General features: G+C 72.5%; 17 protein-coding genes. 10 read left to right on the forward strand and 7 right to left on the reverse strand.

Annotated features, from left to right (window positions below; genetic code table 11):
• Positions 1 to 183 precede the first annotated feature (183 nt).
• The 4 genes from K4G22_RS08305 (at position 184) to K4G22_RS08320 (ending at position 3529) form a co-directional block, all read left to right on the forward strand.
• Positions 184 to 1122, forward strand: coding sequence for an AurF N-oxygenase family protein (locus tag K4G22_RS08305; RefSeq protein ID WP_228079246.1), 939 nt, complete (start codon positions 184 to 186; stop codon positions 1120 to 1122).
• Between the two features lie 79 nt (positions 1123 to 1201).
• Positions 1202 to 1930 (forward strand): TetR/AcrR family transcriptional regulator, encoded by a 729-nt coding sequence (locus K4G22_RS08310; protein ID WP_228079247.1) that lies wholly within the window; start codon positions 1202 to 1204, stop codon positions 1928 to 1930.
• Positions 1931 to 2009: 79 nt separating this feature from the next.
• Positions 2010 to 2372 carry a hypothetical protein gene (locus K4G22_RS08315; RefSeq protein WP_228079248.1) on the forward strand — a complete coding sequence of 121 codons (363 nt, stop codon included), beginning with the start codon at positions 2010 to 2012 and terminating at the stop codon, positions 2370 to 2372.
• A gap of 107 nt (positions 2373 to 2479) precedes the next feature.
• The gene (locus K4G22_RS08320; RefSeq protein ID WP_228079249.1) at positions 2480 to 3529 is read left to right on the forward strand and encodes a C40 family peptidase; all 1050 of its coding nucleotides are present in this window, start codon (positions 2480 to 2482) and stop codon (positions 3527 to 3529) included.
• Positions 3530 to 3556: 27 nt separating this feature from the next.
• On the opposite strand, the gene K4G22_RS08325 is transcribed toward K4G22_RS08320, so the two are convergent.
• Positions 3557 to 4075 carry a roadblock/LC7 domain-containing protein gene (locus tag K4G22_RS08325; protein WP_228079250.1) on the reverse strand — a complete coding sequence of 173 codons (519 nt, stop codon included), beginning with the start codon at positions 4073 to 4075 and terminating at the stop codon, positions 3557 to 3559.
• On the reverse strand, positions 4072 to 6498 hold the full coding sequence (locus tag K4G22_RS08330) for a sensor histidine kinase (protein WP_228079251.1): 2427 nt from the start codon (positions 6496 to 6498) through the stop codon (positions 4072 to 4074). The genes K4G22_RS08325 and K4G22_RS08330 overlap by 4 nt, the downstream gene beginning before the upstream one ends.
• Positions 6499 to 6880: 382 nt before the next feature.
• Between K4G22_RS08330 and K4G22_RS08335 the strand changes: the two genes are divergently transcribed.
• From K4G22_RS08335 to K4G22_RS08360, 6 genes are all read left to right on the forward strand, one after another.
• Positions 6881 to 7684 carry a protein phosphatase 2C domain-containing protein gene (locus K4G22_RS08335; RefSeq protein WP_228079252.1) on the forward strand — a complete coding sequence of 268 codons (804 nt, stop codon included), beginning with the start codon at positions 6881 to 6883 and terminating at the stop codon, positions 7682 to 7684.
• 699 nt (positions 7685 to 8383) lie between these two features.
• Positions 8384 to 9298: a lysozyme gene (locus K4G22_RS08340; RefSeq protein WP_228079253.1), complete on the forward strand. Its 915-nt coding sequence runs from the start codon at positions 8384 to 8386 to the stop codon at positions 9296 to 9298.
• A gap of 44 nt (positions 9299 to 9342) precedes the next feature.
• A complete protein-coding gene (locus K4G22_RS08345; protein ID WP_228079254.1) occupies positions 9343 to 10119 on the forward strand; it encodes a spermidine synthase family protein in 777 nt (258 codons plus the stop codon).
• A 133-nt stretch (positions 10120 to 10252) separates the two neighbouring features.
• Entirely contained in the window at positions 10253 to 11092 is an 840-nt protein-coding gene (locus K4G22_RS08350) for a response regulator transcription factor (protein WP_228079255.1), read from the forward strand.
• A gap of 7 nt (positions 11093 to 11099) precedes the next feature.
• Complete coding sequence (locus tag K4G22_RS08355; protein ID WP_228079256.1) at positions 11100 to 12185, forward strand: sensor histidine kinase; 1086 nt, start codon at positions 11100 to 11102, stop codon at positions 12183 to 12185.
• A 342-nt stretch (positions 12186 to 12527) separates the two neighbouring features.
• The gene (locus K4G22_RS08360) at positions 12528 to 16307 is read left to right on the forward strand and encodes a multifunctional oxoglutarate decarboxylase/oxoglutarate dehydrogenase thiamine pyrophosphate-binding subunit/dihydrolipoyllysine-residue succinyltransferase subunit (RefSeq protein ID WP_228079257.1); all 3780 of its coding nucleotides are present in this window, start codon (positions 12528 to 12530) and stop codon (positions 16305 to 16307) included.
• 113 nt (positions 16308 to 16420) lie between these two features.
• Here the strand turns inward: K4G22_RS08360 and fxsT are convergent, their stop codons facing one another.
• From fxsT to K4G22_RS08385, 5 genes are all read right to left on the reverse strand, one after another.
• Positions 16421 to 19426 (reverse strand): FxSxx-COOH system tetratricopeptide repeat protein, encoded by a 3006-nt coding sequence (gene fxsT / locus K4G22_RS08365; protein ID WP_228079258.1) that lies wholly within the window; start codon positions 19424 to 19426, stop codon positions 16421 to 16423.
• A 131-nt stretch (positions 19427 to 19557) separates the two neighbouring features.
• Positions 19558 to 20910 carry an aKG-HExxH-type peptide beta-hydroxylase gene (locus K4G22_RS08370; RefSeq protein ID WP_228079259.1) on the reverse strand — a complete coding sequence of 451 codons (1353 nt, stop codon included), beginning with the start codon at positions 20908 to 20910 and terminating at the stop codon, positions 19558 to 19560.
• Positions 20907 to 22088: an FxsB family cyclophane-forming radical SAM/SPASM peptide maturase gene (locus K4G22_RS08375; protein WP_228079260.1), complete on the reverse strand. Its 1182-nt coding sequence runs from the start codon at positions 22086 to 22088 to the stop codon at positions 20907 to 20909. The genes K4G22_RS08370 and K4G22_RS08375 overlap by 4 nt, the downstream gene beginning before the upstream one ends.
• 148 nt (positions 22089 to 22236) lie before the next feature.
• Positions 22237 to 22428, reverse strand: coding sequence for an FxSxx-COOH cyclophane-containing RiPP peptide (gene fxsA / locus K4G22_RS08380; protein ID WP_228079261.1), 192 nt, complete (start codon positions 22426 to 22428; stop codon positions 22237 to 22239).
• A gap of 120 nt (positions 22429 to 22548) precedes the next feature.
• Positions 22549 to 23652: a DUF4037 domain-containing protein gene (locus K4G22_RS08385; RefSeq protein WP_228079262.1), complete on the reverse strand. Its 1104-nt coding sequence runs from the start codon at positions 23650 to 23652 to the stop codon at positions 22549 to 22551.
• Between the last annotated feature and the right edge of the window lie 90 nt (positions 23653 to 23742).

The following is a 23742-nucleotide window of genomic DNA, read 5'->3' on the forward strand; positions in this document are numbered from 1 at the left end:
TCTACATCCCCGCGCCCCCCGTCCACGCCCTCCATACGCGCCACCGTCCGCGCCACCCGTCCGTGCCGCCCGTCCGCGTCTGCTGTCCGCGTCAGCTGTCCGTGCCGCCCGTGGCGCGGCCCGTTTCGGAAAAGTCGGGTGCGCGGGATTGACGGTCTTGTTGACGCGGAGTCTCATAAGAGCATGGGTATCACCGGTGAAGTGGCGGATCTGACGACGCCGCGGGACTCGCTGGGTGCGCTCAAGGACCGGGAGCAGGTGGCGGAACGCCTGCTCGCCGCGTCGGCGCTGCACTCGTTCGATCCCGATCGGGAGCTGGACTGGGACCAGCCCTGGGATCCCGATCTCTGGTACTGGCCACCGGAGTTGGTGTCGCTCTACGACACGCCGCTCTGGTACGGGATGTCCCCCGAGCAGCGGATCGCGCTCTCCCGCCACGAGGCGGCGGCGCTGGCCTCGTTGGGCATCTGGTTCGAGCTGATCCTGATGCAGCTGCTGGTGCGACACATCTACGACAAACCCGCCACCAGCGCGCATGTCCGCTATGCGCTGACCGAGATCGCCGACGAGTGCCGGCACTCGATGATGTTCGCACGTGTGATCAAAAAGGGTGGGACGCCCAACTATCCACCGGCCGCCCCGCACCACCAGCTGGCGCGGGTGTTCAAGACCTTCTCGACGACGCCTGGGTCGTTTGTCGCGACCCTGCTCGGCGAGGAGATCCTCGACTGGATGCAGCGGCTCACCTTCCCCGACGAGCGGGTGCAGCCGCTGATCCGGGGCGTCACCCGGATCCATGTGGTGGAGGAGGCGCGGCATGTCAGATACGCCAGGGAGGAGTTGCGCCGCCAGATGCTCACCGCGCCGCGCTGGGAGCGGGAGTTGACGCGGCTGACCAGCGGCGAGTTCGCGCGGATCTTCTCCGTCGCCTTTGTGAACCCTCAGGTGTACACCGACGTGGGTCTTGACCGGCGCGAGGCGGTGGCCCAGGCGCGGGAGAGCGCACACCGGCGTGAGGTGATGCGGGAGGGGGCGCGACGGTTGACGGACTTCCTCGACGACATCGGGGTGTTGCGCGGTCCGGCCCGCCATATGTGGCGGCGCTCGGGCCTGTTGGCCTGAACCATCGGCGGCCCATCGCGGCCGTCCGCCGCTCGGTCGCCCCCTCGCGTGACGTGCCCGGGCGACTACGCTGCATCCCATGACCGGCCACCCCGAACCACGCGTCCCGGCCTACCGCCGCCTGACCGTGGACGAGCGGCGCGCTCAGCTGATCACCACGGCGCAACACCTGTTCGCGCGGAGCGTTCCCGAGGAGGTGTCGCTGGACGAGGTGGCCCGGCGGGCCGGGGTCTCCCGTCCGCTGGTCTACCGCTACTTCCCCGGCGGGAAGCAGCAACTCTACGAGGCCGCCCTGCGCAACGCCGCCGACCAGCTGGAACACTGCTTCGACGTACCGGCCGACGGGCCGTTGAGCGACCGGTTGGGCCGTGCGCTCGACCGCTATCTCTCCTTCGTGGCCGAACACGGCGAGGGTTTCACCGCCCTGCTGCGCGGCGGCAGCGTGGTGGAGACGGCGCACACCACGGCGATCGTTGACGGGGTACGGCGCGCGGCAGCGCAACAGGTGTTGCGTCATATGAGCGTGCGCCGCCCCGGGCCCTGGCTGCGCACCTCCGTGCGCACCTGGATCACCTCGGTCGAGGCGATGTCGCTGCTCTCCCTGGACGAGGGCGAGTTGACCCTCGCCGAGCTGCGGGACTACCTGGTCGAGCTGTTTGTCGCACAGCTGACCGTGACGGCCACCCACGACCGGCAGACCGCGCGGATGCTGCGTGCGGCATCCGCGCTGGAGCCGCCGGACGGCCGGGTGGCGTCCCTGTTGGAGCGCGCGATAGGGGCGCTCGCGCCAGCGCCCGTGGACAGCTGAGCGCCGGCGCCCGTGGACGCCCGAACGCCGGCGCGGCCGGGCCGGCGGACGCCGGCGCGCGCGACCTAGACTGCGGCGGATGAGATCCCTGGAGACCCTCTTCGTCGGCGGCCCGCTCGACGGTGAGACGCTGCCCGTGCTGGTGGGCGCCACCGGCAAGCCGTCCAAGGTCTACGAGGTGCCGGTGCCGGGGGACGACGGCACCATCGAGGCCGTGCACGTCTACCACCTGGAGCCGGCCGGCTACACCCGGCGGCTCGCGCTGCCCAAGGGCTGGCGCTACGTCCACGCCCCGGACGCGACCCCGAGCCGCGCCTACCGGAAGCGGCTGCGGCCGAAGCCGGCCGCCCAGGACGGCCGCCCTGAACAGCGCGAACAGCGCGAGCGACACGAACAGCCCGAGCAGCCGGAGCAGCGCGGGCAGCCGGAGCAGGGCGAATAGCGCGGTCACCCGTTCGCGCCTCCCAGCGCGCGCCCGGCGCGAAGCCGTGCGCACCATCGCTGCGTCGCTCGCGCCCGCGGGGGGCACGACGACGGAGAGGTCATCTGATGCGCCGAGGCACCGTGGCCCTGGCCGGGCTGCTGTTCGCCACCACCGCTTCGGTCAGCGGCCCGGCGGCGGCCGAGAGCGGCCGGCCGCCCGGCGAACCGGGCGACGTCGGCGCCCTGTTGACCGAGCTGCGCGCCCTCCACCAACAGACAGGCGCGGCCACCGAGGCGTTCAACGAGACCGAGGAGCGGCTCGTGGAGCAGCGCGCCGAGGTGGACCGGCTCACCGCGCGACTGGCCGACACCAGGAGCGGCCTGGCCGACGCCCGGCGCACGGCGGGGGCGCTGGCCGCCGCGCAGTACCGCCACGGCGGGGCCGCCGACCTCCCGCCGGTGCTGCGGCTGCTGCTGACCGGCGACGACCCGGCTCGGGCGCTGCACGACGGGACGGTGGCCCGCCGCGCGGCCAGCGCCCAGCTGGCCGAGATCAGCAGGCTCACCGAGGCCGAGAGCCAAGCGGCCGGCCTCGCCGGCGAGGCCACGGCGGCCCTGGACGAACAGCGGACGCTCGTCGAGCGACAGCGCGCACAGCGGGACGAGGCGCACCGGCGGCTGGACGAGGTGGCGGGCCTGCTGGCCGGGCTCGACGAGGAGCGGCTGACCGAGCTGGCCACGCTGGAGGAGCGCACCACAGCGGAGGCGCAGCGGGAGTTCCTCGCCGAGCACCCCCCGACGGACGACCGTCCGGGATCCGCCGCCGGGCAGCGCGCGCTGGACTGGGCCCTCGCGCAGCGCGGCAAGCCGTACGAGGTGGGCGCCGAGGGACCCGACGCCTTCGATCCGGCGGGCCTGGCGATGCGCGCCTGGGAGCACGCCGGCGCGACCGTGCCGCGCACCAGCGCGCGGGCGTGGGAGCGACTGCCTCGGGTGCCGCTCGACCAACTCCAGCCCGGCGACCTGGTGATCTACCACGACGACGCGAGCCATATCGCCGTCTACGCGGGCGAGGGCTCGGTGGTGCACCCGCCGGCCCCCGGCGAGCCGGTGGCCGTCACCCCGCTGGCGGTCCTCCCCGTCCAGGGCGCGGTGCGGCCGACGACCCGGGCGTGAACCCGGGGCCCGCGCGCCGGCGTGCGGTCAGCGCATCGGGCTGGTCGCCTGCCGCAGCTCCGCCCGCAGCTCCGGGGTGAGGAGGTGGCCGGCGCGGCCGACCAGGAGGGCCATCTGGTAGGTGACCACGCTGATATCGGCGTCCGGCTCGGTGTAGACGCCGAGCAGGGAGCCGTCGCTGATCGCCATCACCAGCAGGTTGCCCGTCTCCATCGCCACCATGGTCTGCTTCACCGAGCCGCCGTCCATCAGCGAGGCGGCCCCGTTGGTGAGGCTGCCGAGGCCCGAGACCACCGTGGCCAGGTCGGCCGCGGCGCCGCTCGGCGTCCCGCCTGGCCAGCGCGGGGTGGGCGGCCCGGTGAAGCCCCCCGGCCCCGGCTGCCCGTCCTGGCCGGTCTCCGAGGAGAGCAGCGGCAGACCGTCGGTCGAGACCACGGCGACCGAGATCACCCCGGGCACCTCGTCCACCAGCTTGGCCAGCAGCCAGCGCAGGTTCCGCCCGCCGTGGCTCTGTGCCTGCTGCCGCGTTCCAGTCCCCGAGGTCATGAAGGCTGTTCCTCTCCATATGGGCCGGGCCGCTCGCCGGGGTGACCGCCGATCTCCCCGCCGAGTTGCCCGTCCGCCGCCCGTGCGGCGTCCCGGTGCCCTTCCCTGGCCCCCCGTTGGAAGCCGCCGAGCCGGCGGCGGAGCTCCTCGGCGTCCACCGTGCGGTTGCGTCCCGTGTCCTGCCCCGACGACGAGGCGGAGGCCACCCTGGTCCTGAGCGGCAGGCCGCTGTGCGTGACCGCCGGCGCGCTGTCGGGCGCCCTGGAGTGCTCTTGGGCGTGCGGGTGTCGCTCACGCGACGGCAGCTCGCCGCCGGGCACCGGGGCGCCGGGGGCGCCCGAAAGTCCGCTGTGCGCCGGCGGGCTGGCGTGCCGCCCGGGGCGCGGCGCCTCGTCGGGCGCCACCGGCATCGCGTCGTGCCCGCCGTAGCCGGGCCCCGGGTGCGGCTGGACGATCGGCATCGCGCCCGTGCGGGCGGCGGGGACGGTGGGGTAGCCACCGGTGCCGGGGCCCGCCATCGTCTCGCCGGCGAGGCCGGGATCGGCCGCGCCGCCCTGGTCCACCAGCGTGGCCGGCACCAGCACCTCGGCCGTGGTGCCGCCCGCTGGGCGGGCGACCAGCCGGCAGCGCAACCCGTGCCGGGCGGCCAGCCTGGCCACCGTGTACAGGCCCATTCCGATGCCGTGCCCGTTGCCCGCGTCCGATCCTGGCGGCGGGGTGACCGGGTCGGCGAGCCGCGCGTTCAATGCGGCGAGGCGGCCCTCCGACAGGCCGCGGCCCTCGTCCTCCACGGTCAGCATCAGCTCGCTGGCCCGCCAGGCCCCCGACAGCCGCACCCGGGCGCCCGGCGGGGTGAACACCGCCGCGTTGTCGAGGAGTTCGGCCAGCAGGTGGCTGATGTCCCGGGCCGCCCTCGCGACGATCCGCACCGGCGGCGGAGGCACCGTCTCCACCAGGTCGTAGCGCTCTATCTCGCTGACGGCGGCACGCGCCACGTCGATCAGCGGCATGGGCGCGTCCAGCAGCCGCACCGGCTCGGCACCGGCGAGCAGCAGCACGTTCTCGCTGTGCCGGCGCATCCGCGCGGCGAGGTGGTCGACGGAGAACAGCACCGCCAGCTGGTCGGGATCGGTCTCGTGCTCCTCCAGGCCCTCGATCACCGAGAGCTGTTCCTCCACCAGATCCAACAGCCGCTGTGCGTGGTGGGCGAACATGCCGTGCACGGCGCCGTGCAAGGCGGCCAGCCTGGCCGTCAGTTCGCGCTGCTCGGCGAGGAGTCGATCCCGCTCGGCGCGCAGCCCGCCGCTGTCCTGCTCGGCCTCGGCGGCATAGCGCTGGAGCTCCTCGGCCCGCGACCGCAGGGCGTTGACGGAGGCGACCACCTCGGCGAACTCGTCGTTGCGGCCGACGTATCTGACCGGCTCCTGACCCACCGGGTCGGAGGCGACCCGACGGGTGCCGAGACGGACGGCGGCCAGCGGCCTGGTCAACGAACGGGCCGTCTGCACGCTGACCGCCAGGGCCAGCAACAGGGCCACGATGATCACCGCGACGGTGATCATCAGCTCCGTCAACTCCTCATCGCTGAGCGCCTCGACGTCCTCGGTGTACTCGGTGGCCAACGAGGCCAGCACACCGCGCTGGAGCCCCGTCCTGGCCTCCAGCGCCTCGGCGACCTCGGCCATGCCGCCGTCGACACCGGCCGCGTCCTGGGCCAGCGGGTCGGTGAGGGCGAGGAGGAACTCCTCGGCCGCCTCCGCGTCGCCGCCGGTGACCGTCCGCTGGTAGGCGTCCCTGCCCGCCTGGTCGGCGATGGCGTGGAAGTCGGCCAGGGCCGCCGCCTCGCGCATCGCCTCCCGCCGCGCCAGGGCGGTGAGCTCCGCGTCCGGACCGCCCTCGCCGGCCTGGGCGGCGGCGAACAGGCCCCGGGTGGCCGACGAGGCGTGCACCGCGCGGGCCAGATCGGGCAGCGCGTCGCTGGTGGCGCTGGTGGCGTCCCCCGACGTGCGCCGGCTGACGGCGCGCAACACGCCGTCCAACTCCTCGACCAGCGCGGTGTAGCCGTCGTGGATCTCGACCGGCGAGCTCTCCCCCGCGAGCGCCCGCTCGCGCGTCTCGGGCAGCGTCTCCAGCAGCTCCCTGAGCTGGGCGTCCACGCCCTCGCGCAGTTCGGCGGTGCGCCGGTCGGCGCGGGCCACCGCGTCGTCCGTGAGCGCCGTCTCCAGCGCGGCGCCCCCGGTGGCCGCCGCGACCACCAGCGCGTCCCGCTCGTCGGCCAGGATATGGGACAGGGAGACGGCACGCTGCCCCAACGCCGCCTCGTCCAGCAGCGCTTGGGTGTCGCTGAGATCCCGATAACGATCGACCGCCGCCGGCACCCCCGCCGTCAGCACGGCGATGCCGGTCAACAGCAGGGCGATCAACAGCCGGGTACGGACCCGGGCCCTCCGTCGGCGTGCCGCGTGAGACCGGGAACCCGACGGTGTGGAAGGAGAAGGAACGTCGTCGTCCCGCGATGTCGTCTTCCGCACCTGTGCTCGCATTCTCGTCACTTCGGCTCCGACCTTGCCAGCGCCGACCAGGCGGGAGGCGGTCTGGCCGACCTCGCCACCCGAAGGAGTGAACAACACCCCGGAGTTGGCGGACAAGCTCAGGGCAGCCGGTCGGGGTGGTGACTCCATGAGTTCGGCTGGTTTTCGCTGGTGTTCCGTCCCAGCTCCTGGCAAGATCAGCTCCGGCCCAGCACCTATCGGCTCTTTCCGCAGCGAACGCCAACAAATGCCACCCTACGGCAGACTGTTGGACATGCGCATCCAGTCGGCCACCGAGCCCGGAGCAACCGGGCACCCCAACGAGGACTTCGCGGCGTTCGCCACCCCGACCGAGGCCGGCGGCGGCGCCTTGGTCGTGCTTGACGGAGTCACCGCTCCGGCGGGCGATTCCGGTTGTGAACACGGGGTGGCGTGGTTCTCGGCCCGGCTCGGCGGGGCGCTGCTGACGGCGATCGGCGCGACACCCAGCGTGCCCCTGACGGAGTGTCTGGCCCACTCCATCACACGCACCGCGGACGCCCACCGGGCCAGCTGTGACCTTTCTCACCGACGCACTCCCCAGGCCACGGTGGTGTGCGTTCGTTGGAACGCCCAGTCAGTGGAATATCTGGTGCTCTCCGACTCTATTCTGCTCATTCGGGAGTCAACGGGCGTGGTGCGCGCGGTGCTTGACGACCGGTTGGACCAACTGCGGCCGGCCGCCCGCCGGCTGCCGCCCGATCAGCGGGTCGCCTTCGTGGAGGGCGCGCGCAACGCGCCCGGGGGATTCTTCACCGCGGCGGCCGACCCGTCGGTCGCCACCCTCGCCGTCACCGGCTCGCTGCCGAGGGAACGGGTGCACACGGTGGCGGCCCTGACCGACGGGCTCGGCCGCTGGGTGGAGACGTTCACTCTCGGCGACTGGCCGGAGCTGCTCACCGCACTGGCCGAGCGGGGCCCGGCCGCGATGATCGCCGAGGTCAGGGCCGCCGAGTCCGCCGACCCCGAAGGCGAGGCGCACCCGCGGGGCAAGACCCATGACGACGCCACCGGGGTGATCGTGGGCCTGGCCGGCTGACGCCCGCCCTCAAGGGGGCGCGCCGGGAACATGCTTTCCCACTCCCGGCGCGCGCCCCGTCCCCTTTCGCTGGCCCGCGCGCCCCGACCGAGAGCGGACATACATGCCCCACCCGGGCAGCCCCGGACACGCCCGCCCGATCCCGGCCGCCGCCCCCATATGCGCGGCAGAGGCCGGGAGTTCGCCTTCCTACGTTCCGCCGACACCGCGTCACCGAACCGCCCCGAGCAGACCTCGGCCCGAGCAGGGCCCCAGCCGGCCACCCGAGGCACCCAACTCCAGGCCCCGCCCCACCGGAACGCCGTCCCAGCACCCCACCGCCACACTCCCCCACCCGATCAGGCCACCCGACTCCCCGGCACCCACCCCGCCGATCCACGCCCCAACCAGCCACCGCCCCCCAGAAACACACCCGCCGCTTCCCCTCCGCCCGAGCAGGGCCCCGCCGCCCGGGAGCAACCCGCCCCCCGCCGCCGTCCGTTCGCCGCCGAGCGGCACCCCGTCGCGGCACCGCTCCGCCCGAGCAGGGCCCCGCTTTCACGTCGTTCAGCGGACCGGGCCCGAGGCAACTGCGCACCCCCATGTCCCGGGCTGTCTACCCGCGTTACCGTCGAAGAAGACGCATCGGCTACGGCCACCCCACGGCCGCCGGCGCGCACCATCTCGTCCCCCCACACCACGGTCCCGGAAGGCAGTCCCATGCCCGTTCCCGGCTCGGTCGCGCACGGCGGTCCACTCCGCCGCCGCACCCGAAGCTTCCCCCACACCCCCCACACACCCCGCACCCTGCTCACCCTCGTCGGCGCGCTCTGCGCGGCCCTCGCGCTGCTCCTCACCGCCCCCAGCGCGGCGAGCGCCGAGGACGGCGGCCCCCCGGAGAACCCCGAGCACCACCCGGACTTCGGCTCCGCCCACCTGGGCTCCACCGTCCTCGAACACGAGGGCGGCAACACCAGCTACGTCCCGCCCGGCGACATCGACCCGCTGGCCTCGGTCGAGGGCGTGGACGTCTCCAGCCACCAGGGCAACGTCGCCTGGTCCACGCTCTGGAACAGCGGCGTCAAGTTCGCCTATGTGAAGGCGACGGAGGGCACCAGCTACAAGAACCCCTACTTCACCCAGCAGTACAACGGCTCGTACGACGTCGGGATGATTCGGGGCGCCTACCATTTCGCGCTGCCCAACGCGTCGAGCGGCGCCGCCCAGGCCACCTACTTCGCCACCAACGGCGGCGGTTGGTCGGCCGACGGCAAGACGCTGCCGGGGGTGATGGATCTGGAGTACAACCCGTACGGCTCCACCTGCTACGGCCTGAGCCAGTCGGCGATGGTCAACTGGATCCGCGACTTCAGCGACACCTACCGGGCGCACACCGGACGTGACGTGGTGATCTACACCACCACCGACTGGTGGACCCAGTGCACGGGCAACAACGCGAGCTTCGGGAACACCAACCCGCTCTGGATCGCCCGCTACGCGTCGACCCCGGGGACGCTGCCGGCCGGTTGGGGCTTCCACACCTTCTGGCAGTACACCTCGACCGGGCCCACCGTCGGCGACCACAACCTCTTCAACGGGGCCTACGACCGACTCCAGGCGTTGGCCAACGGCTGACCGCCCGCCCGGGGGAGGGCAGCGCCATGCGGAAGGATGTCCCCATGGCCTCCTCCCCCGGGCACCCCGCACCTCCAGAAGATCCAGCGCACCCCCCACACCCCCCACACCCCCCCGACGAGCGCACGGCTCCCGACGACGGCCGCCCCCTCGTGCTGGACCGCCGCACCGGCCCCTTCGGCGAGGTGGTGCTGCGCCGGCACGGGGAGCTGTTGCAGATCATCGCCAACGGCTGCTTCCTGATGGACACCTCGGACGGCCGCTCCGAGCGCCTGCTGGTGCGGTCCGCGCTCGGCGCGCTCGCCGCCCGGGCCCCGAGGCTGCTGATCGGCGGCCTCGGCGTGGGCTTCTCGCTGGCCGAGGCCGCGGCCGAACCGCGTTGGGGACGGATCACCGTGCTGGAACGGGAGCCCGCCATCATCGAATGGCACCGTTCCGGACCGCTTTCGGACATCTCCGGCGCCGCGTTGAGCGATCCCCGGGTGGAGTTGGTCGAGAACGACCTACTGGCCCATCTGCGCGAAGCCGAGACCCGTGCCCGCTATGACGCTCTCTGTCTCGATATCGACAACGGCCCCGACTGGACGGTGACCGAGGACAACGAGAGCCTCTACTCCCCGACGGGGCTGGCGGCGTGCCGTGCGGCACTCGCCCCCGGTGGGGCGCTCGTTGTGTGGTCCGCACAACCGTCAGCGACATTCCCTGACATGTTGCGAGATGCCGGCTTCGATCGCGTTCGCACCGAAGAGGTGCCCGTTGTCCGAGGCGTTCCCGACGTGCTGTTTCTCGCCAGCCATCATCTCGCCAGCCGGAGCGCGTAGCCGAGCCCTGAGTTTCCGCCTTACGCTGCTGTGCAGTGCTCATCAGGGCATTGACCGCCAGCACCAGCCGTCTGGCATGACGACCTTCCCGGGGGCGGGATAGATGACTCAAACAGAAATCAGGACAACGCCAATGGATCGAGAGCACCAGGAGAAGCCGTCGCCCACGGGCGGCCTGTCCGAGCCGGAGGCGGCGGAGCGGGCTGGCCACCACAACGCGACCGTGGCGACCCCCGGGGCTCAGCGGCGTGTCCTGGTTGTCGAGGATGACCCCACCATCGTCGAGGCCATCGCCGCCCGGCTGCGCGCCGAGGGCTTCCTGGTGCAGACCGCCGCGGACGGCCCCGCCGCCGTGGAGACCGCCAGCTCCTGGCACCCCGACCTGCTCATCCTCGACGTGATGTTGCCGGGCTTCGACGGCCTGGAGGTGTGCCGCCGCGTTCAGTCGCAACGCCCGGTGCCCGTCCTGATGTTGACCGCGCGGGACGACGAGACCGACATGCTGGTCGGCCTCGGCGTGGGCGCCGACGACTACATGACCAAGCCGTTCTCCATGCGGGAGCTGGTCGCCAGATCACATGTGCTGCTCCGCAGGATCGAGCGGGCCGCCGTCGCGGCCACCACGCCGCGCCCCGGCAGCGTCCGGCTCGGTGACCTGGAGATCGACAGGACCCAGCGCCGGGTGCGCGCCGCCGGCAAGGACATCCACCTCACCCCCACCGAGTTCGACCTGCTGATGTGCCTGGCCCGCTCGCCCCGCGCGGTGCTCACCAGGGAGCAGCTGCTGGCCGAGGTCTGGGACTGGGCCGACGCCTCGGGCACCAGAACGGTGGACAGCCATGTGAAGGCGCTGCGCCGGAAGATCGGCGCCGAGCGGATCAGGACCGTGCACGGAGTGGGTTACGCCCTGGAGACGCCGCCCGGGTTCGCCGGGGAGAACGGCGCCACGGGCCAGGCCACCGCCGAGGGCTGACCGGCAGGTGCTTCGGGAGTCGACCGCGCGACGCTACGGCCACACGCTGTGGCGGGTGCTGCGCCCCCTCGACCCGTTCCGTTCGGTGAAGGCGGCGCTCGGCTGGTTGGTGATCATCTCCGTCGGGATCACCACGGTCCTGCTGCTGCTCGCCTATCGCTCCGACATCGGCCTCCAGGTGATCGCCATCATCGCGATCATCGCCTCGCTGCTGGTCACGCAGTTCGTGGCGCAGGGCCTCGCGTCGCCCGTGCTGGAGATGACGTCGGCGGCGCGGGCGATGGCGCGCGGCCACTACGGGCGCCGGGTGCGGGTCACCCGCAGGGACGAGCTGGGGGATCTCGCGCACGCCTTCAACCGGATGGCCGCCGACCTCCAGGCCGCCGACCGGCAGCGCAAGGAGCTGGTGGCGAACGTCTCGCACGAGCTGCGCACCCCGATCGCCGGGCTGCGCGCGGTCCTGGAGAACGTGGTGGACGGGGTCTCGGAGGCCGATCCGGAGACCATGTCCACGGCGCTGCGGCAGACCGAGCGTCTCGGTCGGCTGGTCGAGCAGCTGCTCGACCTGTCGCGGCTGGAGAACGGCGTGGTGCCGCTCCAGTCGCGCGACTTCCGCGTCGAGTCCTATCTGAGCACCGTGCTGGGCGACGCCCGGATGGCGTTCGGGCGCGGCCATGCCAGGACGGACGTCAAGCTGCGGCTCGACGTGGTGCCCGGCGGGCTGCGGGCCACGGCCGATCCCGAGCGTCTTGACCAGGTGGTCACCAACCTGGTGGACAACGCGGTCAAGCACAGCCCGCGCAACGGCCTGGTCACCGTGGTGGCGCGCCCCGGGCAGGCGCCGGGCGCGTTGGTGATCGAGGTGCGGGACGAGGGCCCCGGCATCCCCCAGGAGCAGCGGGAGCTGGTCTTCGAGCGCTTCGGCCGGGGCACCATCGACGGCGTGCAGGCGCGCGACGGGGGCACCGGGCTCGGCCTGGCGATCGCCCGCTGGGCGGTCGATCTGCACGGCGGGACGATCGGGGTCGCGGAGTCCAGGAAGGGCTGCCGGATCAGGATCACCCTGCCGGGTAACGCACAGGCAAATAATTGACGTAGGGTCGCGGCTACGCCTCTGCTGGGCGCCCGTCGACCTCGGGCGCCTCGGGGCGTGGTTCACCACGCGCGACGGAGCGCGTGCCCCACCGGCCGGCATCGCCGCAGTTGAACGTGGGGGTGCTCGCGGTCACGTTCGACCGCAATCCTTTCGTTGCCATTTTGTTGCCAGTTCACACCGAACTTGATGCAATTCCCGTCCTTTCTTGCCTCGAAACACGGACTTCGGTGTGGTGTAGGCCACGTATGGCGGGTGCGGACTGCGCCGGGGGCGCCCAGGGGCGTAGCCTTGATTTCCGCTGTCCATGACCTTGCGAAGCGGAAGAGGGCGGTTGCCGCCGTGTCGCCACAGTCCCCGAACACCTCAAGCGTTGACGCCGATCGAGAAGCGCAGAAGAACTCTGCCGCCGGCTTCGGAGCCAACGAATGGCTTGTTGACGAGATCTATCAGCAGTACCTCCAGGACCCGAACTCGGTAGACCGGGCCTGGTGGGACTTCTTCGCCGACTACCAGCCGGGAGGCGACTCGGCCCAGACCAAGCCGGCCGCCGACGGGCAGGCCGCCGCCGAGCCGCGGTCGAGCGCGCCCGCGGCTGCGCCGGCCCAACCGGCCGCGCCGAGCGGGCCGGCCACGCCGGCGCCGAGCCAGGCAGCGCGGCCCGCCGCGCCGGCCAAGGCCCCCGAGCCCAAGCCACAGGCACAGGCACAGGCCCCCAAGGCCGAGGCGAAGCCGGCTCCCCAGGCCGCCCCCAAGGCGGAGGCCAAGGAGGCGCCGGCCGGTCCCGAGCTGGTGACGCTGCGCGGCCCGGCCGCCGCCGTCGTCAAGAACATGAACGCCTCCCGGGACGTGCCCACCGCCACCTCGGTGCGCGCGGTCCCGGTGAAGCTGCTCTTCGACAACCGCGTCGTGATCAACAACCACCTCAAGCGGGCCAGGGGCGGGAAGGTCTCCTTCACGCACCTGATCGGCTACGCGATGGTGCAGGCGTTGAAGGCGATGCCGGCGATGAACCACTCGTTCGTCGAGAAGGACGGCAAGCCCACCCTGGTCAAGCCGGAGCATGTCAAGCTCGGCCTGGCGATCGACCTGGTGAACAAGAACGGCGACCGCCAGCTGGTGGTGGCCGGGATCGAGCGCGCCGAGACGCTCTCCTTCTTCGAGTTCTGGCAGGCGTACGAGGACATCGTCCGCCGCGCCCGCACCGGCAAGCTGACGATGGCGGACTTCTCCGGCGTCACCGCCTCGCTGACCAACCCGGGCGGCATCGGCACGGTGCACTCGGTGCCCCGCCTGATGCCGGCGCAGAGCGTCATCCTGGGCGTCGGCGCCATGGAGTACCCGGCGGAGTTCCAGGGCACCTCGCAGGTGACCCTCAACCGCCTGGGCATCTCCAAGGTCATGACGCTGACCAGCACCTACGACCACCGGGTGATCCAGGGCGCGGCGTCGGGCGAGTTCCTGCGGCAGCTCAGCCAGCTGCTGCTGGGCGAGCACGACTTCTACGACGACATCTTCGCCGCGCTGCGCATCCCGTACGAGCCGATCCGCTGGCACCGGGACATCGACGTCAACCACGACGACGAGGTCACCAAGGCGGCCCGGGTCTTCGACCTGATCCACTCCTACCGGGTGCGCGGCCATCTGATGGCCGACACGGACCCGCTGGAGTACAAGCAGCGGCGCCACCCCGACCTGGACATCACGGAGCACGGGCTCACCCTGTGGGACCTGGAGCGGGAGTTCGCGGTCGGCGGCTTCGCCGGCAAGTCGATGCTCACGCTGCGGGACATCCTGGGCGTGCTGCGGGACTCGTACTGCCGCACCACCGGCATCGAGTACATGCACATCCAGGACCCCAAGGAGCGCACCTGGATCCAGGACCGGGTGGAGCGTTCGCACAGCGCGCCCGAGCGCGAGGAGCAGCTGCGCATCCTGCGCCGGCTGAACGCCTCGGAGGCGTTCGAGACGTTCCTCCAGACCAAGTACGTGGGCCAGAAGCGCTTCTCGCTCGAAGGCGGGGAAACGGTTATCCCGCTGCTGGACACGGTCCTGGACGAGGCCGCCGCCGACAAGCTGGACGAGGCCGTCATCGGGATGGCGCACCGCGGCCGGCTCAACGTGCTGGCCAACGTGGTGGGCAAGTCCTACGCGCAGATCTTCCGCGAGTTCGAGGGCAACCTCGACCCCAAGTCGATGCACGGCTCGGGCGACGTGAAGTACCACCTGGGCACCGAGGGCACGTTCACCGGCCTGTCGGGGGAGCAGATCAAGGTCTCGCTGACCGCCAACCCCTCGCATCTGGAGGCCGTCGACCCGGTGGTCGAGGGCGTCGCCAGGGCCAAGCAGGACATCATCGGCCGGGGCGGCAAGGACTTCACGGTGCTGCCGATCCTGCTGCACGGTGACGCGGCCTTCGCCGGTCAGGGGGTGGTCGCCGAGACGCTCAACATGTCGCAGCTGCGCGGCTACCGCACGGGCGGCACCATCCACATCGTGATCAACAACCAGGTGGGCTACACCGCGACGGCCGCCGCCGCCAGGTCCTCCACCTACTGCACCGATGTGGCCCGGATGATCGAGGCCCCGATCTTCCACGTCAACGGGGACGACCCGGAGGCGGTGTGTCGGGTCGCGAGGCTGGCCTTCGAGTACCGGCAGGCGTTCAACAAGGACGTCGTGATCGACCTCGTCTGCTACCGGCGCCGTGGCCACAACGAGACGGACAACCCGTCCTTCACGCAGCCGCTGATGTACGACCTGATCGACAAGAAGCGCTCGGTGCGCAAGCTGTACACCGAGTCGCTGATCGGCCGGGGCGACATCACGCTGGAGGAGGCCGAGCAGGCCCTTCAGGACTTCCAGGGCCAGTTGGAGAAGGTCTTCAAGGAGGTCAGGGACGCCACGGTCACCCCGGCCCCCGCCGAGGTCCAGCTGCCGCGCCCCGACTTCCCCGTCACGGTGGAGACCGGCGTCTCCGGCGAGGTGGTCAAGCGGATCGCGGAGTCGCAGGTCAACATCCCCGAGCGGATCACCGTGCACCCGCGGCTGCTGCCGCAGTTGCAGCGGCGCGCGGCGATGGTCGAGGAAGGCACCATCGACTGGGCGATGGGCGAGCTGCTGGCCGTCGGTTCCCTGCTGATCGAGGGCACCCCGGTCCGGCTGGCCGGCCAGGACTCCAGGCGCGGCACCTTCGGGCAGCGGCACTCGGTGCTGATCGACCGCAAGACCGGCGAGGACTACACCCCGCTGCTCTACCTGTCGAACGACCAGGCCAGGTTCAACGTCTACGACTCGCTGCTGAGCGAGTACGCGGCGATGGGCTTCGAGTACGGCTACTCGCTGGCCAGGCCCGAGGCGCTGGTCATGTGGGAGGCGCAGTTCGGTGACTTCGCCAACGGCGCGGCCACCGTGATCGACGAGTTCATCTCGTCGGCCGAGCAGAAGTGGGGCCAGACCTCCGGCGTCACGCTGCTGCTGCCGCACGGCTACGAGGGCCAGGGGCCCGACCACTCCTCGGCGAGGATCGAGCGCTTCCTCGCGCTGTGCGCGCAGAACAACATGACGGTGGCGGCGCCGACCCTGCCGTCGAACTACTTCCATCTGCTGCGCTGGCAGGTGCACAACCCGCACCACAAGCCGCTGGTGGTCTTCACCCCCAAGTCGATGCTGCGGCTGAAGGCCGCCTCGTCGCGGGCCGAGGAGTTCACCTCCGGCGGGTTCCGGCCGCTGATCGGGGACGCCGAGGCCGACCCGCAGCAGGTGCGCAAGGTGGTGCTGAGCAGCGGCAAGGTCTACTACGACCTCGCGGCCGAGCGGGAGAAGCGCGGCGCCCACGATGTGGCGCTGGTGCGTCTTGAGCGGCTCTACCCGCTGCCCAGCGAGGAGCTGCGCGCCGAGCTGGCCAGGTTCCCGCACGCCGAGCGCGTGGTCTGGGCCCAGGAGGAGCCGGCCAACCAGGGCGCCTGGCCGTTTGTTGCGCTCAACCTGCCGCAGGCGGTGGAGATCCCCGGCCAGCTGATCCCGGTGACCCGCCCCGCTTCCTCCTCGCCGGCCGTCGGCTCGGCGAAGCGGCACCAGGCGGAGCAGCAGGCCCTGTTGGACGAGGTGTTCGGGCTGTGACAGGCCCTGAGGCGCCGCTGACGCGCTGAGGGATACGGAACGGGGCCACCGCACACGCGGTGGCCCCGTTTCTGTGCTTCCTTGCTTCTGTGCCTCTTCGATACCGGGCCGGGTCAGGTGAGCAGCGGCTCGAAGTCCCAGAAGGGGCGCACCCGGGCGCGGGCGCTGACGGTGTGGGCGTGCTGCGAGCCCAGGGTGGCGATCAGGCCGGAGATCGCCTCGGTCTCCGCCCGGTCCGCCTCCGCGCGCTGCCGGAGGTTCCGCAGATCGGTGGCGTGCGCGACCTTGGCGGAGAGCGCCAACGGATGCTTCCCGCCGAGGAATCGGCCGGCCCTGCGCACCGTGTCCCGGCTCAGCTGGGCCGCGCTCTCCACATCGCCGTCCAGATTGCGGTCGGCGCTGAGGTTGAGCGCGGTACCCAACGTCCAGGGATGGTCGGGGCCCAGCGCCTCCGTCATCCGCGTCAGGCATGTCTCGTTGATGGACCGCGCCTCCGCCCGCTCGCCGGCGGCGCGCAGCAACAGGGCATGGTTCGCCGTGGTGCCGATGGTGTACGGGTGGTGCGGGCCCAGCGCCTCGCGGTAGCGCAGCATGGTGCGTTCGCCGATCTTCCGGGCCAGATCCAGCTGGCCATGGGCGCGCAGCACGAAGGAGTAGCAGGCGGCGATGCGTTGGGTGAGCGGGGAGCGATCCCCCAGGACCCGCTCGGCGCGCTCCAGCAGGGCGGCCAGCCGCTCGTTGGCGGCCGTGCGGTCGCCCGAACGCAGCAGGCAGAGCGCCAGGTTGAGCTCGCCGTGGAGGGTCTGGGGGTTGTCGGGCCCCATCACCGCGTGGTGTACCTCCACGCTCTGTTCCTGGACGGACTGGGCCTCGGAGTAGCGGCCCAGCAGGCGCAGATCCAGCGCGTAGGCGATCTCGGAGGAGAGGGAGGCGTTGTTGCGCGCGCGCAGCAGCTCCCTGCGGGCCCTGAGGGTGTGGCGGTCCTCGGCGAGCGCGTCCTGGTAGCGGCCGAGCAGCCGCAGGGTGACGGCCAGGTTGTTGTGGGCGTTGAGGGTGCGGAAGTCCTCCTCGTCGATGAGCCGCCGGCAGCCGGCGAGCACCTGCTCGCTCACCTGGAGGGCCTCGGAGTAGCGCCCGAGCCCACGCAGGTCGGCGCCGAGGCCCTCCAACACCCGCAGGGCGTCGAGCCCCTGCGTCTGCCCCTCGGCCTCCAGGCGGGCCAGCAGCCCGCGGTTGATCCGCTCGGTGCGGGCGTACTCGCCGGTGGCGCGGAGCAGCGTGGCGTGCAGCGAGGCCAGGCCGGCCATCAGCGGGTGTTCCTCGCCGAACACCTCGCGCCAGGCGCGTTCGGTGCGTTCGGCGAGCTGGATGCCCGCCGAGTACTCGCCGGCGAGGTAGAGGTACTGGAGGCAGTTGTAGATCAGCCGGTGCATCGAGGCGTGCCGGCTGCGCAGCGCGCCCGAGGGGTCCAGATGCGGCACGATGCGGGCGAACCTGGCCCAGCGGCGGGTGTCCGTGGCGACCGCCGGATCGGCGGCGACGAGCCCGCGCCGCGCGGCGCGGGAGAACAGCTCCCGATCCGCCTCGGACATACCGGACCGTACCGTCTGGTGCACCATGCGGTGCAGGTGGATGGTGCCGGCGGCCTCCGGATCGTCCTCGTCGTTGGAGGGGTCGAACTGGATCACCGAGTACTGCGCCAGCTTCTTGATCGCGGTGTTCCAGCGCAGCGGATCGGACATCAGGCCGGTGAGCTGCTCGGGCAGCTGCTCGGCCGGGATGTCCCGCAGCAGTTGCACGGGGAGCGCGCCGGGCGCGAAGAAGGCGCAGAGCCGCAGCAGTTCCACCGCCTCCGGCACCGTCTCCCGCAGCCGGTTGAGCAGGATGGAGAACGTCATCGGATAGGACTTGCGGAAATCGCCGGCGACGCGCAGGCCGACCTCGATGTCCCCGTCGTCGTGGAGGAGTTCCACATACTCGGCGACCGTCATCGTGGAGTCGTTGAGCCAGCCGGCCGTCTGGTCGAGCGCCAACGGGAGATCGCCCAGCGCCTCGGCGAGCCGGTCGGCGTCCGCGGCGGGGATTCGGGGAGCGCGGCGGCGGACGAAGGCGACCGACTCCTCGCGTTCGTAGACCGGGACGGGGAGCGGGCTGCTGTTGTAGGCGCTCCACTCCTGGTTCTGTGAGGTGATCAGCACATGGCCGGGGCCCGAGGGCAGCAGATCGGCGATGGCGTCCGGCTGGTCCGCGTCGTCCAGCACCACGAGCCAGCGGCGATACGGGGCGCCCCGGCGCAGCGCGTCGCCGACGGCCCGCAGCCGCTCGCCGTACTCGGGGCCGGTGTTGAGGTCGAGCGCGGGGGCCAGCTCGGCCAACCGCTGGCGCAGCGTGCCGCGTTGGTCGGCCGGCACCCACCAGACCAGGTCGTAGGAGGAGGCGAACCGGTGCGCGTACTCGGCGGCGACCTGGGTCTTGCCCACGCCGGAGAGGCCGTGCAGGGCGACCACGCCCGCGCCCGGCTCGGCGCTCTGCAACTGGTCGTGGATCTCCTGGAGGGTGCGCTCCCGGCCGGTGAACCGGGTGTTGCGGCGCGGCACCCCGCCCCAGACATGGGGCAGGTCCATCGGGAAGCGCGGCCGGTGGGCGCCGCCGAGCGTGTCGAAGGAGGGATCGCGGTCCCGGACGCCGCCGAAGAGCTGGATCAGCCGCCGCTCGGCCTCCCGCGCGCCGAGGCCCCACAGCTCGGTGGTGCCCCCGAAGGCGGCCGACGCGGTGGGCATCGGGCTGGTGGAGACGGAAACGGCGGTGAACCGGCGGGTGTTGGGGGCGACGACGGCGCGCAGCGCCTCGTTCCACTCCTGGTCGGTGCGCGGGCCCAGCTTGAAGTACCAGTCGCTCAGGATCACCAGGATCCGGCCCTCGACCAGCAGCAGATCGCTGAGCGCCTCGGCCAGCGGCGCCTCGATCGGCGGGTCCCAGCGCTGGAACGCGACCTGCCAGCCGTAGCGCTCCAGCCGGTCGGCGATCCATACCGCCCAGGGCCTGTTGTACCCGGCGAAGCTGACGGTGATCTGCTCGCCCTCGGCGGCCGGAACCACGGTGTAAGCCGAACCCTGCACGGAGCCCTCCCTCAGCGGCCACGCGACCGACTTCATCGACTGCGGCGATCGGCGTCGACCGCTCGATCGGATGCGGAGCGGAGCCGACGCCCCGTCAGCTACCCCCTTGGGAAACATACACCTCAGCTCTGTCAGGTAACCGTGCCGCGGGCGTGCTGTCGCAGCCAGACGGTCCGCGCTGTGTCCACATACGCCCGGGCGCGCACCAGGTGGCCCTCGGGGGGCGCGGGCGAGCCCAACTCCTCGTGCCGCTCGGCCAGGGCGCGCACGAACACCCGGCCGTCGTCGGTGAGCCGCCGGGCGGCGCGCAGGGCGGGCAGCACGGCGCCCACCTGCAAATGACAACGGCTGTGCGCCGCCCACGCCGTCTCGCGCGCCCCCGGATCGCGCAACCCCAGCGCGAGTTGCTGCCAGAAGCCGGCGAGCGCCAGATGGGCGTAGGCGCCGTGCAACAGCCCGTCGAAGGGGCGGGGGTCGGGGCGCCAGGGGGCCCAGTGCCGGGCCTTCGGCCCCTCGTGGTGCAGCGGGTTCAGCGTGCCGACGGCGGCCAGCTTGGCGTGTTGCAGCTCATGGGTGAGCCCGGCGGCCAGCAGGGCGGCGTTGGGCGGGGCGCTGGCCAGCACCGCGCCGAAGGCCCCGGGGCTGGTGGAGCTGATGTGCCCCTGGTGCTCATCGGCCGGCAGCAGCAGCGGGACGATGCAGTCGAGCAGGGCGAGTTCGGCGGCTCGGGCGGCGCCGCCCAGCCTCAGCAGCGGCAGCGCCGCGCGCCAGAGCCCTGACCATCTGGCGCGTTCGGCGGGGCGCAGCGCGTGCGCGTGCCCGGTGTCCCGGGGGGCGGGCCGGCCGGGGTGGAGATCGTCGAGCAGCACGGGGTGCGGGCCGCCGTCCAGGGCGTGCAGCCCGACCCAGCGCGGGTCCCCGGAGCGCCAGTGCCCCGCCGGGTCGGGACGCAGCGAGACGGGGGCCTCGTCCGGCAGGCGCAGCGTCAACCGGCCGGCATGGGCGGCGAGTTCCACCGGGCCGCCGTCGGGGGACGCGGTGGTGAGCGCGCCGAGCGTGGGCAGCGCGACCCGGCCGGCGGTGACGGTGGTGCGGATGCGGAAGTCGAGCCCGGCGCGGATCGCGGCGGCGGCGGCGAGCCCGCCGAGATGCGCCAGATCGCGGGCCGCCGCGTCGCCGGCGCCGGTGGCGAGGCGGTGGGCGCAGCGTTCGGCCCAGGTGCCGGTGAGGGGGTAGAACAGCACCCGGCGGGCGGCCTCCGGCGCGGCCCGCTCGGCGCTCTCCAGGAGCGCGGTGTGCTCGGCGGCGCGGGCGGCGGCCTCGGGCGGCGCGGCCGGGATGGCGTCGAGGAGCACCCGCAACAGCAGCAGCCTGCGGGTGTGTTGGCCGGCGCTGAGCGCGGCGAGGGTGGATGGGGCCCCCTCGGTGCGGCCCAGCTCGGCGAGCTGGGCGGCGCTCAGCGCGCCGGCCGGCCGCCCGGTCATGACGGAACCGCCTGCCGCAGCGCCGCGGCGAGATGCCGGATCAGCCTGGTGAGGTCGGCGCAGTAGACGGAGGGGTTGCGGAAGCCGGCTCCGGCGCGGTAGCGGTGCGCGTAGTGCCCGCCGCCGCAGACGGCGAGCAGCGGACAGCGGCGGCAGGCGTCGGCCAGCGCGGCGGCGCCGGCCTGGCGGGCGGCGACTCCCGGATGCCGCAGCGCCTGGTCCAACGTGTGGTGCGCGATGGAGAGTCCGGTGGCGGCGGCGCCCGGGTAGGCCGTCTTGAGCGAGTCGATCTGCTCGATGTCCCCGTTGGTCTCGATCACCACGGCGGTGAACGGGCGCAGCCCGAACAGCCCGCCGGCGGTGGGCAGCCGCAGCAGCGCGGCCAGGCACTCCTCGAAGATCCTGATCTTCACCCGGCGTCGGTCGTCGTGCCACCAGCGGTCGAAGATCGCGCAGAGCCAGTCGGCATAGGGGGTCGCCCGGTCGGTGTCCTCGGCCGCCCCGTCGAGTCCGGGGGGCGGATGGGTCCAGTTGCCGTGCGGCAGCAGGAAGTCGACGGCGGGCGGATCGAGTTCCAGGAGGGACTGATAGACCTCGATCGGATCGCTTGCGGGATCGATCACACAGAGCACGCCCGCATAGGCGTCGCGGTGGCGGGGTTGGGCGAGCATCCTGGCCGCCCGGCTGGCTCCCGGCCAGGCGGCGCGGCCGGCGTGGTCGACCCGCCGCCGGTTGTGGTGTGCCAGGCCACCGTCCAGGCTCAGCCCCACCCGCACCCGGTGCTCGGCGAGGACGCCGAGGATCGACTCGGTGAGCAGGGTGCCGTTGGTTTGCAGGCTGACATGCACCCGGCATCCGGCCGGCGCCTCGGCCCGCACCCGCTCGGCGAAGCCGCCGAGCACCGCCGGATCGGTGAGCAGCGGCTCCCCGCCGTGCAACACCAGGGAGACGGCGGGCAGTCGATGGGCGGCGGCGTGCTCGCCGATCCGCCGCGCGATCCATCGCAGCGTCTCGGGGGAGGCGCTGACGGGCTGTTCGCGCCAGCCGTCGTCGGCGGCGAAGTACATGTAGCAGTAGCGACAGGCGAGGTTGCAACGGCTGTTCACCTTGACGACGAACTGCCGGAACGGCACCGGGGCGACCCGCCCGGCGCCCGCTCCCTCTCCCCTGCTCTCCACCGCGCGTCCGTCCCCTCCGAACCAGGTCCCATGCCGGATCGTCGGAAGGGGACGATTCCGATCCGGCCGAATACCGAAACTCAACCGGTCTTTTCCGGTCGGGTAATTACCGCAACCGGGCTGAAAGTTACCCGGGGCAAGCGGTCAGCTAGAGGGGCGGGGTCTCGGTGAAGTCCCACATCGTCTCCAACGGACGCGCGACCCGCTCGCGCAGCTCGGCCAGCACGGTGTTCAGCACCGGATGGTCGATCTCCCGCAGCTCCGCCAGGCTCAGCCCCAACACATCGGGCAGCTCCGACAGAGCCCCAGCCGAAACTGTTTCCTGCGAACGAATGAACATGACCCCTCCCCACCGATCCCGCACAGTGAGCCTCACCGGAGATTCCCCTCCCACTCCCCTCAGAAACGCGCACCGCCCCTCCCGAGGGCCCCGGCCGGGCGCGCGCCGGCGCCCGGGCGCTCACCCGAGGGCGTCGATCGCGGCCCGCCCCGGGCCGAGCAGCCCGAGGAAATCCGTGCTGTCCGACCACTGGTCCACCCCGCCCGACAGCGGCAGCCCCCGCAGCACCGGATCGGTGACCTTCGCGGCCAACGCCCGCGCGAACCGGTCGGCTCCCAGCACCAGGAACGGCCGTCCGTGGAAACCCCGACGCGACGGATCCACCCACTCGGCCAGCCCCGCCTCGTTCTGTAGCCCGGCCACCGCCTCGTAGGCGTCACACAGATGCGCCTCCCGCTCCCGGTACTCCGTCGCGCCCAGCGCGCCCAGCAGCGAGGGCGTGAGCCGCTCCGCCACGGGCAGCCGCCCGAACGCGCTCCCCAACCACTTGCTGTAGGGCGCGTACCGCCGCCCCAGCAGCAGACAGAGCCGCATCAGATCCCGCACCAACCGGCCGGCGACCACGGCCGAACCGAGCTGGTCACCGACCTCGGCGCACCGCCCGACAAACGCCTCCTCCTGCCCGATCCGCTGCCACTGACAGGCCAGCAGATACCGCCACACCTCGTCCGGATACCACGCCAGACGACGCCGCGCCTCGGTCAGCGTGCCGAGGCCGTCGTGGAACACCGCCCCGCCGGTGACCTCGGCGAGCCGCTGCTGCGGCATCGCCAACCAGTCGCGCGGCCCCGCGCCGACCAGGGCCCCGGCGCCGCTCCCGAGCCACTCCGTCAACCACCCGTGGACGTCCCCCACCGAGACCCGGTGGTTGACGGGGCCGTCCGTGGGCCGCATCAGTCCGACCGGATCGTCCGGATCCTCGTGGTGGAAGTGCGTCGGCCAGCCCCGCACCTCCTTGGGCAGCCGCTCCCGGAAGAGCCGCCGCAGCTCGGCGCCGTGCTCGGCGGCCTCCTCCGGCGTCAGGAACAGCTCCAGCCGAGGCCCCCACTCGTGGTCGGGGGAGCGCGCGGTGTCGAACCCGAGCACCTCCGACCCCGCGCCCACCCGCGCGGCGGCGTACCGCAGCCCCTGATACTCCTTGTCGAGCAGCGGGCGCACCGCCTCCTCGTAGAGGATCCGGGAGAGCCGCAGGCCGGGCAGGAACTCCGGAGTCATCGCCGTCATACCCACCACTCTGCTCCGCTCCCCACCGGACCGGCCAGCGAGTTCCCGGGAAACGACCACGCGCCGCCCCACGATCGCCCGACACCGCGC

This window comes from Streptomyces profundus (genome assembly GCF_020740535.1).
Lineage (GTDB): Bacteria > Actinomycetota > Actinomycetes > Streptomycetales > Streptomycetaceae > Streptomyces > Streptomyces profundus.

Bases quoted from the DNA above. Each gene is read 5' to 3' on its own strand.
- K4G22_RS08305 (WP_228079246.1), top strand. From the start codon at position 184: ATGGGTATCACCGGTGAAGTGGCGGATCTGACGACGCCGCGGGACTCG.
- K4G22_RS08310 (WP_228079247.1), top strand. From the start codon at position 1,202: ATGACCGGCCACCCCGAACCACGCGTCCCGGCCTACCGCCGCCTGACC.
- K4G22_RS08315 (WP_228079248.1), top strand. From the start codon at position 2,010: ATGAGATCCCTGGAGACCCTCTTCGTCGGCGGCCCGCTCGACGGTGAG.
- K4G22_RS08320 (WP_228079249.1), top strand. From the start codon at position 2,480: ATGCGCCGAGGCACCGTGGCCCTGGCCGGGCTGCTGTTCGCCACCACC.
- K4G22_RS08325 (WP_228079250.1), bottom strand. From the start codon at position 4,075: ATGACCTCGGGGACTGGAACGCGGCAGCAGGCACAGAGCCACGGCGGG.
- K4G22_RS08335 (WP_228079252.1), top strand. From the start codon at position 6,881: ATGCGCATCCAGTCGGCCACCGAGCCCGGAGCAACCGGGCACCCCAAC.
- K4G22_RS08340 (WP_228079253.1), top strand. From the start codon at position 8,384: ATGCCCGTTCCCGGCTCGGTCGCGCACGGCGGTCCACTCCGCCGCCGC.
- K4G22_RS08345 (WP_228079254.1), top strand. From the start codon at position 9,343: ATGGCCTCCTCCCCCGGGCACCCCGCACCTCCAGAAGATCCAGCGCAC.
- K4G22_RS08350 (WP_228079255.1), top strand. From the start codon at position 10,253: ATGGATCGAGAGCACCAGGAGAAGCCGTCGCCCACGGGCGGCCTGTCC.
- K4G22_RS08370 (WP_228079259.1), bottom strand. From the start codon at position 20,910: ATGACCGGGCGGCCGGCCGGCGCGCTGAGCGCCGCCCAGCTCGCCGAG.
- fxsA (WP_228079261.1), bottom strand. From the start codon at position 22,428: ATGTTCATTCGTTCGCAGGAAACAGTTTCGGCTGGGGCTCTGTCGGAG.
- K4G22_RS08385 (WP_228079262.1), bottom strand. From the start codon at position 23,652: ATGACGGCGATGACTCCGGAGTTCCTGCCCGGCCTGCGGCTCTCCCGG.